General features: G+C 58.1%; 14 protein-coding genes and 1 pseudogene. 8 read left to right on the forward strand and 7 right to left on the reverse strand.

The window, feature by feature from the left end; genetic code table 11:
- Nucleotides 1-141 precede the first annotated feature (141 nt).
- The 4 genes from C8029_RS16885 (at nucleotide 142) to C8029_RS16900 (ending at nucleotide 3010) form a co-directional block, all read left to right on the forward strand.
- Complete coding sequence (locus tag C8029_RS16885; protein WP_152003348.1) at nucleotides 142-1233, forward strand: TRAP transporter substrate-binding protein; 1092 nt, start codon at nucleotides 142-144, stop codon at nucleotides 1231-1233.
- Between the two features lie 165 nt (nucleotides 1234-1398).
- Nucleotides 1399-1689 carry an ArsR/SmtB family transcription factor gene (locus C8029_RS16890; RefSeq protein WP_009571622.1) on the forward strand — a complete coding sequence of 97 codons (291 nt, stop codon included), beginning with the start codon at nucleotides 1399-1401 and terminating at the stop codon, nucleotides 1687-1689.
- On the forward strand, nucleotides 1686-2747 hold the full coding sequence (locus C8029_RS16895; RefSeq protein ID WP_152003349.1) for a permease: 1062 nt from the start codon (nucleotides 1686-1688) through the stop codon (nucleotides 2745-2747). Before C8029_RS16890 ends, C8029_RS16895 begins: the two co-directional genes overlap by 4 nt.
- Before the next feature lie 26 nt (nucleotides 2748-2773).
- Nucleotides 2774-3010, forward strand: coding sequence for a thioredoxin family protein (locus C8029_RS16900; RefSeq protein ID WP_152003350.1), 237 nt, complete (start codon nucleotides 2774-2776; stop codon nucleotides 3008-3010).
- 25 nt (nucleotides 3011-3035) lie between these two features.
- Here the strand turns inward: C8029_RS16900 and C8029_RS16905 are convergent, their stop codons facing one another.
- Together C8029_RS16905 and C8029_RS16910 are read right to left on the reverse strand one after the other, a co-directional pair.
- The gene (locus C8029_RS16905; protein ID WP_009571625.1) at nucleotides 3036-3683 is read right to left on the reverse strand and encodes a response regulator transcription factor; all 648 of its coding nucleotides are present in this window, start codon (nucleotides 3681-3683) and stop codon (nucleotides 3036-3038) included.
- Nucleotides 3680-5104 carry a cache domain-containing protein gene (locus C8029_RS16910; RefSeq protein WP_009571626.1) on the reverse strand — a complete coding sequence of 475 codons (1425 nt, stop codon included), beginning with the start codon at nucleotides 5102-5104 and terminating at the stop codon, nucleotides 3680-3682. The genes C8029_RS16905 and C8029_RS16910 overlap by 4 nt, the downstream gene beginning before the upstream one ends.
- A gap of 356 nt (nucleotides 5105-5460) precedes the next feature.
- Between C8029_RS16910 and C8029_RS16915 the strand changes: the two genes are divergently transcribed.
- The 4 genes from C8029_RS16915 (at nucleotide 5461) to C8029_RS16930 (ending at nucleotide 10662) form a co-directional block, all read left to right on the forward strand.
- Nucleotides 5461-6555 (forward strand): TRAP transporter substrate-binding protein, encoded by a 1095-nt coding sequence (locus tag C8029_RS16915; RefSeq protein ID WP_009571627.1) that lies wholly within the window; start codon nucleotides 5461-5463, stop codon nucleotides 6553-6555.
- 158 nt (nucleotides 6556-6713) lie between these two features.
- Complete coding sequence (locus tag C8029_RS16920) at nucleotides 6714-7643, forward strand: TRAP transporter small permease subunit (RefSeq protein WP_009571628.1); 930 nt, start codon at nucleotides 6714-6716, stop codon at nucleotides 7641-7643.
- 84 nt (nucleotides 7644-7727) lie between these two features.
- Nucleotides 7728-10082, forward strand: coding sequence for a TRAP transporter large permease (locus C8029_RS16925; RefSeq protein ID WP_152003351.1), 2355 nt, complete (start codon nucleotides 7728-7730; stop codon nucleotides 10080-10082).
- 133 nt (nucleotides 10083-10215) lie between these two features.
- Nucleotides 10216-10662, forward strand: a complete 447-nt coding sequence (locus C8029_RS16930) for a hypothetical protein (protein ID WP_152003352.1) — start codon at nucleotides 10216-10218, stop codon at nucleotides 10660-10662.
- A 12-nt stretch (nucleotides 10663-10674) separates the two neighbouring features.
- Here C8029_RS16930 and C8029_RS16935 read toward each other — a convergent pair whose 3' ends face one another.
- The 5 genes and pseudogenes from C8029_RS16935 to C8029_RS22115 form a co-directional block, all read right to left on the reverse strand.
- Nucleotides 10675-11535: an arginyltransferase gene (locus C8029_RS16935; RefSeq protein ID WP_152003353.1), complete on the reverse strand. Its 861-nt coding sequence runs from the start codon at nucleotides 11533-11535 to the stop codon at nucleotides 10675-10677.
- Nucleotides 11536-11727: 192 nt separating this feature from the next.
- Nucleotides 11728-12186, reverse strand: a complete 459-nt coding sequence (locus tag C8029_RS16940; protein WP_009571632.1) for an RDD family protein — start codon at nucleotides 12184-12186, stop codon at nucleotides 11728-11730.
- Between the two features lie 102 nt (nucleotides 12187-12288).
- The gene (locus C8029_RS16945) at nucleotides 12289-12783 is read right to left on the reverse strand and encodes a DUF2852 domain-containing protein (RefSeq protein WP_152003354.1); all 495 of its coding nucleotides are present in this window, start codon (nucleotides 12781-12783) and stop codon (nucleotides 12289-12291) included.
- A 446-nt stretch (nucleotides 12784-13229) separates the two neighbouring features.
- On the reverse strand, nucleotides 13230-15617 hold the full coding sequence (locus C8029_RS16950; protein WP_152003355.1) for an SGNH/GDSL hydrolase family protein: 2388 nt from the start codon (nucleotides 15615-15617) through the stop codon (nucleotides 13230-13232).
- Between the two features lie 21 nt (nucleotides 15618-15638).
- A pseudogene (locus tag C8029_RS22115) lies at nucleotides 15639-16025 on the reverse strand (phage tail protein); the annotation flags it as partial.

A 16025-nucleotide genomic window follows, 5' to 3' on the forward strand; every position in this document is an offset into this window, starting at 1 on the left:
CATCCCCCCTTCTGCATCCTTGCGCAACATTCGCGCGAAATGTCGCGGCTCGCCCCCTTCAATCTTTCGATCTGCCTTTGTAGGTTGCCCGCGATTTGACGTGGGGCGTTTTCCCCCGCGCGCCTTTTGGAGGATATACCTATGGATCGTCGTTCTTTTCTGAAAACCTCTGCACTGGGTGGGGCGTCTGCCGCCGCCGCCGGTCTGGCCGCTCCGGCGGTGGCCCAAGGTGCACCGCGCACATTGACCATGGTGTGTTCCTGGCCGCGCGGTCTGGCGGGGGTGTGGGATGCGGTCGAACGCTTTGTCGACAACGTGCAAACCATGTCGGGTGGCTCGCTGGCGATCGACGCACGTGCGGCGGGCGAGCTTGTTGGCGGGCTTGAAGTGTTTGACGCCGTGACCGCCGGTCAGGCCGATATGTACCACGCCGCAGACTACTATTTCACCGGTCAGCATCCGGCTTGGGCCTATTACACCACGGCCCCTTTCGGCATGACCGCGCCGGAAATGATGAGCTGGTATTACGGCATGGGCGGCAAGGATTTGCACCAACAGTTGGGCGATGTCTTTGGTTTGCACACTTCGATTGCGGGTCAAACCGGCGCGCAAGGTGGCGGTTGGTTCCGCAAAGAAATCAAATCGGTTGCCGATTTTCAGGGTCTGAAATTCCGCATGCCGGGTTTGGGCGGCGAAGTGGTTGGCAAACTCGGTGCCTCGGTTCAAGTCATGGCGGCGGGCGAGATTTACCAAGCGCTCTCCTCGGGCGCATTGGACGGCACCGAATGGGTCGGGCCGTGGTCGGACGAAAAACTCGGCCTGCAAGAGGTCTGTCAGTTCTTCTATCCGGCGGGCTTTCACGAGCCGGGCTCTGCCCTGTCGGTCAACACCAATCTTGAGGTGTTCGACAGCCTGAGCCCCGCCGAGCAGCGCATTCTCGACGTGGCCGCCGCCGAATGTCACCAGTTCGACTACGCCTTGTTCATCGCCAACAACGGCCCGGCGTTGGGGCGGTTGATCAGCGGCGGCACCCAGATCAAGGAATTCTCCGACGATGTCTGGGACGCTTACGGCGCGGCCTCGAAAGAGGTGTTGGACCAATATATGGGCGACGAAATTTTCGCCGAAACCCGCGCGGCCTATGAATCCGCGATGGGGGAGATTTCGGGTTGGACGGGGCGCTCGGACAGCGTTTACACCGCCCAACGCAACCGGGTTTTGGGTCTGCTTTAACCCGCTTGATCCATTCTGAAATGATGGACGCGCATCCCTTTAGGGGTGCGCGTTTTTATGTGTCCAAGAGACCGTTCTGAATGTTCGGTCTGAATGTCCTGATGTGATCCAGATCAAGGCGAGAGGCGACCGGATATGCGCTTATGCGCATAAAGGAGTGCTTTCATGATTCTGCCCATCCTCTCCGCTCTCGCAGACCCCACCCGCCTTGAGGCGATACGCCTGTTGTCGGATGGCGGCGAGCACTGTGTCTGTGAATTGATGCGGCGTGTTGGGGCGACGCAAAGCCGGATGTCGCGACACATGCAGGTGCTCAAACAAGCGGGGCTGGTTTTGGATCGGCGCGATGCGCAATGGGTGCGCTATCGCGTTAACCCGGACCTGTCGCCCGAGGTCAGGGCGGTTCTGGATGCGGTGTGTCACGCCGCGCAGAGCGCTCAAAGGAGTGCAGCATGAATTCAGATCTTACACACCCGTCGCACCCGCCACGCCCGGATTGGCTCTGGCATTTGGGCGTTGTCGCTGCGGTCGCACTGTGGTGGATACTCTATCATCAGCTCGCCCCACTGGCCGAGTGGATCACGGGTCTGTTGCCGGTGGCGCGTCACAGCCACACCGGCGAAGCCATCGCGTTTTTCCTTTATGATGTGCCGAAAGTGATGATGCTTTTGACACTGATCGTCTTTGCCATGGGCGTGGTGCGCAGCTTTTTCTCGCCGGAGAAAACCCGCGCGCTTCTGTCCGGCAAACGCGAGGGCGTGGGCAATATCTTTTCGGCGGGGCTTGGTATTTTGACGCCATTCTGCTCTTGCTCTGCCGTGCCGCTGTTCATCGGATTCGTGTCCGCAGGCGTGCCTTTGGGCGTGACCTTTTCCTTCCTGATCGCGGCACCAATGGTCAATGAGGTGGCGCTTGTGCTGTTGTTTGGCTTGGTCGGCTGGCAAGTGGCGGCGACCTATCTGGCCTTTGGGCTGGGCATCGCCATTGTCGCGGGGTTTGTCATCGGCAAATTGCACCTCGAAGGTTGGTTGCAGGATTGGGTGCGCGACATTCATTCCGGCGCGTCGGCTCCGACCCAGATCGCGGGCGAAAGCATGACGATGATCGAACGCTACCGGGCGGGGACCCAAGCCGTGCGGGAGATTTTTGGCAAGGTCTGGCTTTGGATCTTATTGGGCATCGCGATGGGCGCGTTGATCCATGGCTATGTGCCCGAAGATTTCATGGTGAAAATCATGGGCGCCGAGGCGTGGTGGTCCGTGCCCGCCGCCGTGATCATGGGCATTCCGATGTATACGAATGCCGCCGGGGTGATCCCGATTGTCGAGGCCTTGTTGGGCAAAGGCGCGGCGCTTGGCACGGTCTTGGCCTTTATGATGAGCGTCATCGCGCTCTCGCTGCCTGAAATGATCATTCTCAAACAGGTGCTGACCTATCGCCTCATCGCCGTCTTTATCGGTATCGTCGGCAGCGGTATTTTGGCCGTGGGGTTCCTGTTCAATCTGATTTTCTAAGCTGATCTTCTGAAAGGAGACATCTGATGACATCCGTAAAAGTCTATGGTCCCGGCTGCAAACGCTGTGAAACCACGGTCGATATGGTCCGCGATGCGGCGGCCAAATTGGGCCTTGAGGTCGAGGTCGAGAAAATCACCGACCCGAAATCCATCGCCATGGCCGGGGTCATGTCGACGCCGGGGATCGAGATTGACGGCACGCTGGTCCATGCGGGCGGATTGCCGGATAAAACCAAACTTGAAGGCTGGTTGTCGGCCTGACGACCGGGGCGGGGATATAGGCCCTTTAAAACCGGCCCGTGCCCTGCAACACCCCATGCTCCATCGCGTAGCGCGTCAGCCCCGCGGTGGAGGAAATGCCCAGTTTGCGTTTGATGTTTTTGCGGTGGGTTTCGACCGTGCGCACGGAAATGTCGAGGGCTATGGCCACGTCCTTGTTGGATTTGCCTTGGGCCAGTTCCAACAGGATGGTTTGTTCGCGGTCGGTCAACGGTTCGCGCCCGTCGCGAATTTTCGTCGGTTTGATCGCCGCCTGCGCCCCGGTGCAAAGGTATTTCTCACCGTTCATCACCGCGTCAATCGCCTCTTTCACGTCCTCGGTCGGTACGTCTTTGAGCACATATCCCATCGCGCCATGTGACAGCGCCGCGCCGATGTATTCGGGGCCATCATGCATGGTGAGGATCAGGATACGGGTCTCTGGACGACGCTCCAGCAACAGTTCAGTTGCCGTCAGCCCCCCCATGCAGGGCATGTTGAGATCGAGCAAGATCACATCGGGGGCCAAGTTCATCACCTGATCCACCGCCTCCTGGCCATTGCAGAGAGTGCCAACAACATCGAGATCGTCAAAGGTTTCCAAAAGGGCGCGGATGCCTTCGGCCACCATCGGATGGTCGTCGACAATCAAGACGCGGGTCGGTGTTTCACTCATCGGGCACTTCCTACTGGGGCTGGGGGACGACTTGATCCTGCGGGCGTCAGGATATGCTTCAGCGGCACGGTGGCGTCAATGGCGGTGCCGGGCGAGAGGCTGTAGATGGTCAGCGTGCCGCCAAGCTGCTCCATCCGCTCGGCCATATTGCGCAGGCCCAGCCCGCGTCCGGCTTTGGCCCGCTCCGCCATGTCAAAGCCGCGCCCGTCATCGGAGATCAACAAGGTCGCCCCGGTGCGGTGCCCGGCCAGTTTGATCGTGACCTCGGTGGCCTCGGCGTGGCGTTCGATATTGGTCAGCGCCTCTTGGGCAATGCGGAACAGGGCGATGCGGGCCTCTTCGTCCAAGCGGTTGCGAAACACCACGGTTTCCAATTCGGTTTTGATGCCGGTGCGGGTTTGGAACTCTTCTGTGAGGGCCTTGAGCGCCGGCCCAAGCCCCAGATCGTCCAAGACGCCGGGGCGCAGATCGCGCGAGATGCGGCGCACTTCGGTGATTGCCCCGCCCAACATCTCGACGCCGCGATCCAAACTGACGGGGGCGTTCGGGTCGTCCTTGGCCAATTGCCGCCGCGCCAATTCCAACGCATAGCGCACGCCAACCAAAATCTGGCTGATCCCGTCATGCAATTCGCGCGCCACCCGACCGCGTTCTTCTTCTTGGGTGTCGAAAATGCGCTGGGTCAGTTCTTTGAGTTTGGCATCGGCCAAACGGCGTTCGCGAATGGTGATCGTGACGCCCGACATAAACACCAAAAGCGTGGCGGCCATGGTGATTGCGCCGATATAGACGAAGGTGCGGCGGATGCGCGCCTCGACCTCGGCACGCGCGGCGGCGACTGACGTCAGCACATCGTCGATGAACACGCCGGTGCCAATCGCCCATTGCCAGTCTTGCAGTCCGACCACGTAGCTGATCATCTGTGCCTCTTTTCCGGTCGAAGGTTTCGGCCAAAGATAGCTGTGATACCCACCGCCTTGTTGCGCCAGAGTGATGAGTTCATCGACCACGGGCGTGCCAATGCTGTCGGCCAATCCGGTCCAGTTTTGAGTGATCAACCGTGTGTCGCGCGGAGCAACAAGATTGGTGCCATCATAGTCATAGACAAAGAAATAGCCGTCGATGCCATAGGTCATGGCCGACAGAATTTGCGTAACTTTGAGCTTGGCCTCTTCGTCATCGGGCGGTGCGGGATTGTATTCTGCAGTGATGGCCGCGCGGGCCAATTGCAGGTAGTTTTGCAACTCCTGCCGCTTGGCCGAAATCAGTTGTGCCTCCAGTTCGGAAATCTCGTGATCCGCCATGTTGCGCGATTGATCCGCCACCAAAACAGCAATCGCCGATACCGCCATCAACAACGGCAGGGTCGCCAGCAAAAACAATTTGCGCGCATAGGTGAGTTCGGGGATCAGGCGGGGCATTGAGAAGGAGGTCCTAAAAAGGGCTAAGAGGGCCAAGGGGCGGTCATGCAACGAATCAAAGGATAGCGGGGCGAGGGGACAGGTCAATCATCAGGCTTTTTCTGGCTTGGCCGCACGAAAATTGCGCTGAACCGGTGATGACGCGTCATAAAACCACCTTAGCTGCGTAGAGTTGGGTATTCAAACGCATGAGTGACGGCGTTAACGTCGCCCAACAAGCTCGGTTCGGTTTCGGCCGGATCTGGGGCGCGAGGGGGGTAAACGGGGGAGTGTCGCGGTCAGCCGCGAGTGCCGATCCTGATGCTGTCTGAAGGCCCTTACCATTCGCCATAGACTATTTTGGGAGGAAACCATCTATGGATCGTCGTTCTTTTTTGAAAACTTCTGCTCTTGGGGGCGCATCCGCCGCCGCAGCCGCTACACTGGCCGCGCCGATGTATGCACAGGGCAAACGCACGCTGACCATGGTCACCACATGGCCGCGCGGTCTTGCCGGTGTGTGGGATTCTGTTGAGCGCATTGCAGCCTCTGTCACGGCGCTGACCGATGGCGCGGTGACGATCGAACCGAAAGCCGCAGGCGAGCTCGTGGGCGGTCTCGAAGTGTTTGACGCCGTGACCGCTGGTCAGGCCGATATGTATCACGGTGCCGATTACTATTTCACCGGCCAACACCCGGCTTGGGCCTATTTCACCACTGTGCCCTTCGGCATGACCGCACCGGAAATGATGGTGTGGTACTACGGCATGGGCGGTATGGATTTGCACAGCAAGCTGGGCGAAATCTTTGGCCTTAAACCCTTTATCGCCGGTCAAACCGGGGCGCAGGGCGGCGGTTGGTTCCGCAAGGAAATCAAATCCGCCTCTGATTTCCAGGGTCTGAAATTCCGTATGCCGGGCTTGGGTGGTCAGGCTCTGTCCGAACTTGGCGCCTCTGTTCAGGTGCTTCCGGGCGGTGAGATCTACCAAGCGTTGTCCTCTGGCGCGCTCGATGGCACCGAATGGATCGGCCCGTGGTCGGATGAGAAACTCGGCCTGCAAGAGGTCTGTGATTTCTACTATCCTGCCGGGTTCCACGAGCCGGGTGCGGCGCTGTCCGTTGTCACCAACCTCGAAGTGTTCGACAGTCTGACCCCGTCGCAGCAAAAAGCCATCGAAATTGCATCCGGCGAAGGCCATCAGCACAACTACGCGCTGTTCATGGCCAACAACGGTCCGGCGCTTCAGCGTCTGATTTCTGCGGGCGTGCAGGTCAAAGAATTCTCTGACGATGTCTGGGATGCCTATGGGGCCGCCTCCAAAACCGTTCTCGATGGCTATATGAGTGATGAGCTGTTTGCCGAAATTCGCACCTCTGCTGAGGCCGCTATGGCCTCCACGTCTGGCTGGTCCGGCCGCTCTGACAGCGCCTACACCGCCCAGCGTGACCGCGTTTTGGCAAACCTCAAGTAAGTCATCGCAATGTGAAACAAACGAAAATGCGCGCGGTATTCGCGCGCATTTTGCGGCTTGAGTCATTGCCGCTGAGGCGTGGCAGGTATAAGGCACCGCCCAGACGCATTTAGAAAAGAACGGATCGCATCAGCCGGTCCGAAAAGGGGACAGCAACCATGGAAGAGCAGGCCAGCACATCTTTCTTTGGCGCGGTGTTCGACGGGCTTTTGGCCCTTGTCGTCAATCTCGGCCTTGGATTTTGGCACATCATTCAGGCCGTGACCCATCCGGGCGCATGGCTGGATTGGTCGAATAAAGAAAGCCTGTTGCGCTTTGTTTATTTTGGTGGGTCCAAAGAATTTCTGTTTGTTTTCTTAGACATCATCATCGTTATCAGCCTTGTCGGGTTTTTCTACCGCCCGTTTATGTGGGGGCTGGTGCGCGGGCTTGAGAAAATCACCAACACCGTTGGCCGCGTCGCCGCATGGGCTGGTCTTTTGATGGTGCTGCAACAGATCATGGTGGTTTTCCTTCAGTCGATCTTTCGGCTGGGCGAAATCACCATCGCGCCGTTTGGTGCGGGATTCACCCAATCGGTCGGCTGGTTTTCCGAAAGCCTGAAATTTGAAAACGCCCTCGTCGTCGCGCTTTGTGTGTCCTACGCTTTCGTGCAGGGCAGCCACGTGCGCGTCGATCTGGTCTATGCCGGGGTGTCGCACCGGGCGAAACGGTTGATCGACATGTTCGGCTCGCTGTTTTTCATGCTGCCGGTGGCATTTTTGACATGGATGTACGCATGGTTCTTTCTCTGGCGGCACCTGATCACCCCGAAAGTGTCGGCCTCTGACAAGCTTGAGTTGATGCTGCGCAAAGCGCGGATCGTGAAATGGAATGTCGAAACGGTATCGTTTTCGGCCAACGGGTTTAACGGCTATTTCCTGTTTAAAATCCTGATGCTGTGTTTCATCGGCCTCGTGATCCTTCAGGCGCTGGCGTTTTTCTACCGCTCCTATCTCGAATTTCTTGAGGGCGAAGAGTCGGCGGGCAAATATCTTGACCGAGACACGCTTGGCGCGGGCGAAGAAGCCTACGAAGGCACGCACTAATATGGAGCATTTTCAGGAAAAGTGGGCACCGGTTTTCCGGTCCGAAAATGTGACCAGAACAGAAGACTAAGAGGGATCAAAAACATGCTTTTCGGACTTGATGGCGTAGAAATCGGCCTCATCATCGTGTTCCTCTGTCTGTTCAGTGGAATTCTCACAGGCTTCCCGGTGGCCTTTGCCATCGGCGGCGCGGGGTTGTTGTCCTTTGGCATCATTGCCGCGTTGGACAGTGCCGGGATCTTGGTGCACCAAGCGCTTGATACCAATGCGCAGGCCTATCGTGATCTGGTCAATTCCGGGGTGAACCCGGTCACCATTTCGCATTTCAGATATCCAGACTTGCCCACCTATATGCAGCCCTTGTTTGAAGGCGGTTGGGAACAGGCGATTGATCGCAACCTGTCCTTTATCGTCAACCGGATGAACGAACGCGTCTTTGCGGGCGCTTCGATCGAAACGCTGTTGGCGGTTCTGATGTTCGTGATGATGGGGATCGTTCTGGAGCGGTCCAAAATTGCCAACGATCTGTTGACCACCATGGCGCGGGTCTTTGGCCCGATCCCCGGCGGTTTGGCCGTCTCCGTGGTCATCGTCGGTGCCTTTTTGGCCGCTTCGACCGGCATCGTGGGTGCGACCGTTGTGACCATGGGGCTTTTGTCGCTGCCGACCATGTTGCGGCACAATTATTCGCCTGAACTTGCCACCGGCGTCATTGCCGCCTCGGGCACGTTGGGGCAGATCATTCCGCCCTCCATCGTGATTGTGTTGCTTGGCACGCTCGCGGGCGATCTTTATTCCGCAGCCCAAGAGGCGCGGGCGCAGGCGGTGGGCTGTACCGATGCGCTGACTTATCTTGGCAAACCGGCGGTTGTCTCCGTCGGCACTCTGTTTCAGGCGGCGATGTTGCCGGGGATTTTCCTGGCCTTCCTCTATGCGCTTTACGCCTTTGGCTATGCGCTGTTGAACCCGCACAAAGCCCCGCCCGTGCATCTGTCACACACCAGCCATGACACCATCACCCGCCGCGAAGGCCTGTTGTGGTTCCTGGCGATCCCGGTGATTTTGATCGGTGGCGCGATTGTCTTTGGTCAGGTCGGGATTGCCGGCAACCAATCGGTGTTGGTCAAGGAATACACCGACGCGGGCGCGCGCGCCTCATTGCGCACCAATGTGTCGCAGCAATGTGAAGCGGCGATGATCGAGCTGCATGGGCAAGAGGCGTGGGCCACCGCCCTGTCGGAACAGGCCGCGATTGAGGCCGCTGGCGGCGCCGTGGAAAGCGTTCAGCGCTCCCCCGAAGAGATCGAACGCCTGACCGCCGTGGCGGTGGACTCCGCGCCGAAACTTGGCAAGGGCTTGCTCACGGTGATGGTGTTGTTGAGCGTTGTCTTGGCCTTTGGCCGCGGTGTTGCGCCCTCTGCCGATCCGCGTCCTCTGCTGATCGGCGCTGCGGGGATCGCGGGCATCTTGGCGATGGATGCGCTGTTTGTCAGCCCGCTGACCAGTTCCGGCACCGCCGCGCTCTATTACCTGATCCCGGCGCTTTTGATGGCCTATGGTCTCAAAGAAGCGGCGATGCGGTTGGGTAAAAACGAGCTGTTCCGCGTGGTTTTCCCGCCGCTTGTGTTGATCGTGGCCGTGCTTGGCTCGATCTTGGGGGGGGTGACCAACCCGACACCTGCCGCAGGTCTTGGGGCCGGGGGCGCGATCCTTTTGGCGGCTTACCGCAAATTGGCCGATCATCATAAATCCGGCAAAATCATTTTGGGGGCGGCGTTTTCCGTCGTCATCATGATCCTGATCGGGTCGAATTTCGACCTGCGTCTGGGCCGGGGCGATGTGCCGTTTGAAGATTGGGCGGCCTATATCGTCGCCCTCGTGGCCTTTTACTACGCGATGTTCGGCATTCTCTATGCCTGCTGGGTGTTGTGGGGGGATGGCACTTTGGGGATCGTGGTGCGTGAAACCGCCAAGGTCACGTCGATGGTCTTCACCATCCTTATTGGCTCGCAATTGCTGAACCTCGTGGTGATCTCGTTCGGTGGCGAACATTACATCCAAAGTTTCCTGCGCTCGTTTGACAACGAATTCACCGTCTTCCTTTTGGTCATGCTGGTGCTCTTCGTCTTGGGCTTTGTGTTGGATTTTCTGGAGATCATCTACATTGTCGTGCCCATCGTCGGCCCGGTGATCTACGGCGGCACGATGGACCCGAAATGGGTGACGATCATGATTGCGGTCAACCTTCAGACCTCCTTCCTCACACCGCCCTTTGGCTTTGCCCTGTTCTACCTGCGCGGGGTGGCTCCGCCCTCCGTGACCACAGGGCACATCTACCGAGGGATCATCCCCTTTGTGCTCATTCAGGTTCTGGGGCTTGGCATCCTGTGGATGTTCCCCGACATCGTCACCATCGTGCCGAACCTGTTGTCGAAATAGAGCCTTTTGAGCGACCTGTGATACGACCAAAAGCCCCGCCACTGAGCGGGGCTTTTCTTTTTCGGAAAATAGGGTTTGTCGAATTTGAAATTATCCGATAAAAATACTCGGGTAATGAATCGAAGGACGCCCCATGTCATATTCTCCCCACGATCCCTTTGGTCTTGATCCCGCCCGAGAGGTCGAGGGTGCCGAACCGGTTGGCCGGATCGACCAGCTCGACGCCCAGGGGCGAATGGTCGTGGCGCTGATGCGTGGCGCACAGATCGCGGCCAAGGACAGCGACATTTCCAAGGTCTATGGCCAGATGATGATGGTCTTTGAACGCCACGCGCGCCGGCCTTTGATGCGGCATCACCCGGACTGTGCCTGTCTGGGGGCGGATGAGGCGGTGATGGCGCGGTTTGTCCGCCTTGCGGCGCGGGGCGCACGCGAGGACGCGGCTTTGATGGCGATGCTGTTGATCCGCGCTGACATCGCGTCTATGGCGGTGTCTTTGGCCGAACAATTGGGGCTTTTGATTCAAGCGGCCGCCCGCGTTGACGCCCATGCGATGCGTCCGCGTGGGGCTTATCACTAACACGATACGGCTTTAATACTCCGACCGAGGCCCACGGGAGGGGTGGGGCACAGTATGGGTGTCCGGTAGGTCGATCTTGGCCACCTGTTGCGCGATGGGTTCGGATTCAAGCGGATGGGCCTCAGCGGCGAAATCCTCCGGGTCGATCATGTCGACCCATTGACCGCCCTGATAGACCTCCAGCGCCGAGAACCGCGCCTTATAGCCCATTTTGGGCGAACCCGGCACCCAATAGCCCAGGTAGACATAGGGCAGGCCCGCCTCGCGGGCGATTTCGATATGATCCAGGATCACATAGGTGCCAAGGCTGTCCTTGACCAAATCGGGTTTGTAAAACGAATAGACCATAGAGAGGCCGTCATCCAACAGATCGGTCAAACAGGTCGCCGCCAATTCGCGTGGCGTGCCCCCCCGTGAGGTGATGTAATATTCGATGACGCGGGTGCGGATCGGCGTTTCTTCGATCATCGCGGCGAATTCAAACACGTCCATATCGGCCATGCCGCCGTCGGCATGTCGGGTCTCAAGATAGTCGCGAAACAGTTCAAATTGCGCCTCAGTGGCCCAAGGGCTGGTGGCGGCGCGTTTGAGATAATTGTTCTTGTTGATCGCGCGGCGTTGCGATCGCGATGGTTTGAAATCGGCCACCCGGATGCGGGCGGACATGCAGGCGCTACAATCGGCGCAGGTCGGACGGTACAACACGTTTTGTGACCGACGGAACCCCTGTTTCGACAGGCTGTTGTTGAGTTGATCGGAGCTCTCGCCCTGCAAGGAGGTGAACAGTTTGCGTTCCATCCGGCCCTCAAGATAGGGGCAGGGCTGTGGAGCCGTCACATAGAACTGCGGCGCGAGGGGGAGGGTATGACGCATAAAGTCGACTTAGGATGATTTCACAAAGGGCGCGTTCACGGCACGCAAAGGGAAGGTAGCAAGTCCTGACCCACGCGCCAAGCCCCCGATCACATTGCAGTAAATTCATCTGCGAGTTTTGTCCCTAAAACGCGACAAAAGGGCGCAAAATGCGCCCTTTGCTCTCATTTTCCGACAGTTTGGGACTCGGATTTAATAGTCAGAGGGCCGATTGATTGCCGCCGACCCCATAATCAGGTCGCTGAGCCCCTGTTTGCGCCCGGTTGTCAGCATCAACACAACTGAGATCACCTGCGGCAGGCCCATCGTACACCAGACGGTGAACAGCCCGGTGTGCAACAGCGCCATGCCAAGATCAAAGCGCTCGCCTTTTGAGGTGCGAAACTCGATCCCCATCAGCCGCATCCCCAGCGTGGCTGAGCCATTTGTCAGGGTGACGACCCGATAGGCAAACCCGACCACTGCCACCAGAAAGGGGAAAAAGAAAATCCCGGTGAAGGCGGTAAACGGTACGATCATTGCCGCGATCAAGGTGGTGACGATCAGGTCCACAACAAAGGCAAGCGCACGTTTGGTGGGGACGGCGTCGTAAAACCCCGGCTGGCGTTCCGGGTCGGGAAGGCCCCAAAGGGCGGTGTCATCGTGGAACATGGTCTCACTCATATTTCTGTGTCAGGTCGGTTTGACGGGTTTCAGGGCTTGGCTGGGATGGGCAAACTCAGGGGCGAGTCTGCCCGATCTCGGGTGTGTGGCTCAAGCGTCTTCTTTATCGGCGCTTTCGTCATGATCTTTGGCGTCATGATCTTTGGCGCGTGCCTCAGATGCCTTTTTCACGCGGTCTTCCATGAATTGGTCAAACTCGGCCTTGTCCTTTGCGGCGCGCAGGCGCTCAAGAAAGGATTCGAATTGATCCTGCTCTTCTTCCAGGCGCATCAACGTCTCGGTCTTATAGGCGTCAAAGGCGCTGTTGCCAGACGGGCGCGCGGCGGCGCGAGCGGCACGGAAGGTTTCGCCATGGGAGCCACAGCGATGAGTGCGGTGATGAGAGCGATTTTTACAAGCGAACATTTTTTTACCCCAGATCATGTAAAAGAGAAGTGCAAGGCCAACCGGCCAGACGAAGACGAAGCCAAGGACCATTGCGGCGATCCAGGCCCCTTTGCCCTTATCGTCAAGCCAGCCTTCGGCGCGACGGAACCAGCCCATAGGGCGATCCTGAGCGGTGTAGGTGGAGGTGACGTCGGTCATTGATGAACCCTTTCGGAAGGTTGTGATGTTTGATGTGAATGTCTTTCACATTACCAAAATGGGTTCGCCGGGTTTCTGGTGCAAGGGTTTATGTGAATGTTTTTTACATTAATTTGAAAATGTAATTATAAATAATGGCTTAGGTGCCTTTTATGGGAAACGGTTACTGTTGTCCCTGATGTGAGGTTGTGTTTGACTGCCGATATAGGATGATATGTCCTCCAAATTTGAACAAGGGTATTAAATGTGACTGTAGATGTGAAACTGCCCCAAATCGGTGTAGCGCGACACGGATTCTTGCAGTGAATGACACCAATAGTTGCAGCAAACACGTTTTGGGTGATGGCCTTAATCAGGCGTTAAACGCTGCACTTGTGCGCGCAGCTGCTTAATCACCCAGTTGTGTTGTACCGCGCCCGTTATAAATCAGCGGGCGCGGTGTTAGGTCAGAACTCCCTCTGAGCGTACAGACGACGATATTCGATCGCTGAGCAGAACGGGGTGAACATCGCATTGTTGAACGAGGCGTAGCTCTGCTGGTTGGCGTGATTGAACTCAACAAATGTCGGTCCATCCGGATCGAGTGGATCGACGGGCTTCTCGAACATCACATTGAACAGCGTCTCGTCCGTGTAGTTGCCGGTGCGCCAAGCGTCGGAGAGCAGTCCAAACTGCCATTTTTGCATATCGAGATAGCCACAGCCCTCATCGCGGCACGCATCATAGACAATCTGATTAACGACGTCATCGTGATACCAGCCGAGCAAAGCCTCTCCGCCAGGGGAGCGTATCTTGCGGACCAGAAGTGGCGCAGGCGTGTCCCACAGTAGCTGCGCCTCATCAACCGGCAGGTGCTTGACGGAGGCCGTGAATGTGCCGTCATATGCCAAATCCTCCACAGTTGTGATCTCAGACGTCGCCCAGTTGATTGCCGCGACCGTGACCGTGAACTCAGCCTCTCCCGTGATCGTCACCCGCAGTTTTGACGCGGGCAACTCGCCGCTGCCGTCTTGCAACATCTGGCCATATGAGGCCAGACCGAACATCGTGATCCGCTTTGTCGCCTGGTCGAATGTGGCAGATTGATTGACGACGTTGTAGCTCAATACGGGCCACGTCGATTGGTAATGATCCGGAAATCCAACGACATTGACATGAGTGTGCTCATGATAGGTGCCCATGATGATCGGCATGGCCCCCATGTCGTCCCGGATGTAGCGGATCAGAGCTACATATTGATCATAGATCGTCTGCGGTCCGAGCTGGTGCAGTGCTGCGACAGTCGCATTGTTTTTCGGGTTGGCGCCGATCACGATATCGGGGTCCTGCATCGTCGCGCCCTGGAGCTGGCCCACGAACTGGCTCACCACGGTCCCCCCGACTGCCACGCTCTCATATTGCACGTCGATATTGTGCTGTGCGCCAAATCGAGCCGCCAGCATATTTGATAAAACGAGGCCAGGATTGCTGGCACCATCATCCTGAGCCCCCGCGCCAGTGTTAATAGAACATCCGCAATTCAGAATTTTAAACGGGGCCGGATCGTCGAGGCTCCGTACGCCGTTAACGTAGTTGATCCAGTTCTTCGGATCGCGTGGGTTATCCGCATAGCGGCGACCGCCACCGAAGGTCGGGCCGATGATCTTGTTGCAGAGCGCCTCGGCTTCGTTCTCCCACGCGCCCACTACACCGCTGGCACTTTCAAGGGACGTGATCCGGCCATCCAGGTCGCTCATATCAGCCAGAATGGCGTCTATCTGAGCTTGATTTACGCCATCGGCAAGGATGCGCCATGGGTTGCCGCCGGAGGCGTCCCTCATCAGCAGAGTGAACCGCCCCACCACAAGCGTATCCGCAGTGATAGGGGTTCCGTTCATGTTGACGATGCCTGTTGTGGTCCCGGCCCCGCCCGATGCTACGTCAGCGGCACTTTTCACGTTGAGCGTCGCCGGGCCGGTATTGGGTGCGGTCGGCTTGATGAGCAAAAGTTGCCGATCAACGGCTGCCTGCCTCAGAGTGACCGTCAAGGCGTTGGCCGTCCCCCCAAACGTGTCCGGCTTTGCCACCAGCCTGTCATGGATTTCACTCGTGGAGTACAGTACAGTGGTCAGTTTGTACTTGTTGCTCGGGGCGCCAAAGAATGTGAATTCGTAGGGATAATTCACTGTGATCGCCCCAGCAAAGACCGCTCCGTTGTTCAACTGCGTCACGTCCAAAACCGCTCCGCCGTTTATTTTCAGCTTCAGGTTTCCGGTGTTTGTGAATGGTGCAATGAATGTGATCCGCATGCCTTCTGTGGGCGCGGCGGGAACATCCGGGTTTGTAAGCAACACAAGATTAGGGTCAACGCCGTCCTGGACAGCGGTGCAGTGATATACGCCCGCAGTCCTCAGCGTGGCCGTGGACGCCTTCCCAGCCAGACCAGTATCGCTGATCCGCGTCCATGCGCCGACGGCTGTGCCATAGGATTTGTAGCGACCCGCATCGAGGACTGATTGCCCGGTGGATGGATCGATGTGGCTGCCGCCCGCCTCATCGACGATCTCCGCCCCCTGACCAATATATGCTGGAGCGATCTGATCCAGATCGGCGGTCCACGCAGCCGCATAGACCATATTTGTCGTCTGAGTGGCTTCGACGCTCGCGAGGCGATCCTCGTGCGATGCACGCGCTATGTCGAGCGCCGACAGGGCATCACCGATCGCACCACTATTTGCGAGCTGAATGCCCAAATTGGCGGTTTGCTGACGCCCAGTCGACCCATCCCTATTGACCAGCACCTCATCAGAGATTGCGACGGGATCGATATTGTCCGTATTCACACCATTTGCCATTATTTTGGTCTCCTGCTGATACTAGATGATGGTGATTTCGAAGGGTCCGGCCACGGGGCCGGGCAGATCGTCCGCATTGCGCGGCTCGATCCAAACAAAGTGGGTGCCCTGTGAGAGGCAGCCTGAGGTTTCGAGGTAGGCGATGACGTCATCGAGCGCGGCGTCGAAGTCGGACGAGGCGACGAAATCAATCGTGTCGTTACCTGTCACCGCCTGGATGCGATCGCTGTAGGTGCCGTCTGCTGTGATAGCCGTGCCGGGGCGATCCGATCCGCCGGTGAGGCGCGGGGTCAGGCTGCCAGCGGTCAGGCCCGCGACCGAGTAGCCGAGGCGGTAGTACTTGCCCGCAGTCGCCGCGAGCGCCTGCGCGATCGCGTCAGCCGTGCCCGGCGTGTGCGTGGCCACGCC

Source organism: Roseobacter sp. TSBP12, from assembly GCF_009129705.1.
Classification (GTDB): domain Bacteria; phylum Pseudomonadota; class Alphaproteobacteria; order Rhodobacterales; family Rhodobacteraceae; genus Celeribacter; species Celeribacter baekdonensis_A.

What these genes read in the sequence shown, in the direction of transcription:
- C8029_RS16885 (WP_152003348.1), top strand. Translation starts at nt 142, where the DNA reads ATGGATCGTCGTTCTTTTCTGAAAACCTCTGCACTGGGTGGGGCGTCT.
- C8029_RS16890 (WP_009571622.1), top strand. Translation starts at nt 1,399, where the DNA reads ATGATTCTGCCCATCCTCTCCGCTCTCGCAGACCCCACCCGCCTTGAG.
- C8029_RS16895 (WP_152003349.1), top strand. Translation starts at nt 1,686, where the DNA reads ATGAATTCAGATCTTACACACCCGTCGCACCCGCCACGCCCGGATTGG.
- C8029_RS16900 (WP_152003350.1), top strand. Translation starts at nt 2,774, where the DNA reads ATGACATCCGTAAAAGTCTATGGTCCCGGCTGCAAACGCTGTGAAACC.
- C8029_RS16905 (WP_009571625.1), bottom strand. Translation starts at nt 3,683, where the DNA reads ATGAGTGAAACACCGACCCGCGTCTTGATTGTCGACGACCATCCGATG.
- C8029_RS16910 (WP_009571626.1), bottom strand. Translation starts at nt 5,104, where the DNA reads ATGCCCCGCCTGATCCCCGAACTCACCTATGCGCGCAAATTGTTTTTG.
- C8029_RS16915 (WP_009571627.1), top strand. Translation starts at nt 5,461, where the DNA reads ATGGATCGTCGTTCTTTTTTGAAAACTTCTGCTCTTGGGGGCGCATCC.
- C8029_RS16920 (WP_009571628.1), top strand. Translation starts at nt 6,714, where the DNA reads ATGGAAGAGCAGGCCAGCACATCTTTCTTTGGCGCGGTGTTCGACGGG.
- C8029_RS16925 (WP_152003351.1), top strand. Translation starts at nt 7,728, where the DNA reads ATGCTTTTCGGACTTGATGGCGTAGAAATCGGCCTCATCATCGTGTTC.
- C8029_RS16930 (WP_152003352.1), top strand. Translation starts at nt 10,216, where the DNA reads ATGTCATATTCTCCCCACGATCCCTTTGGTCTTGATCCCGCCCGAGAG.
- C8029_RS16935 (WP_152003353.1), bottom strand. Translation starts at nt 11,535, where the DNA reads ATGCGTCATACCCTCCCCCTCGCGCCGCAGTTCTATGTGACGGCTCCA.
- C8029_RS16940 (WP_009571632.1), bottom strand. Translation starts at nt 12,186, where the DNA reads ATGTTCCACGATGACACCGCCCTTTGGGGCCTTCCCGACCCGGAACGC.
- C8029_RS16945 (WP_152003354.1), bottom strand. Translation starts at nt 12,783, where the DNA reads ATGACCGACGTCACCTCCACCTACACCGCTCAGGATCGCCCTATGGGC.
- C8029_RS16950 (WP_152003355.1), bottom strand. Translation starts at nt 15,617, where the DNA reads ATGGCAAATGGTGTGAATACGGACAATATCGATCCCGTCGCAATCTCT.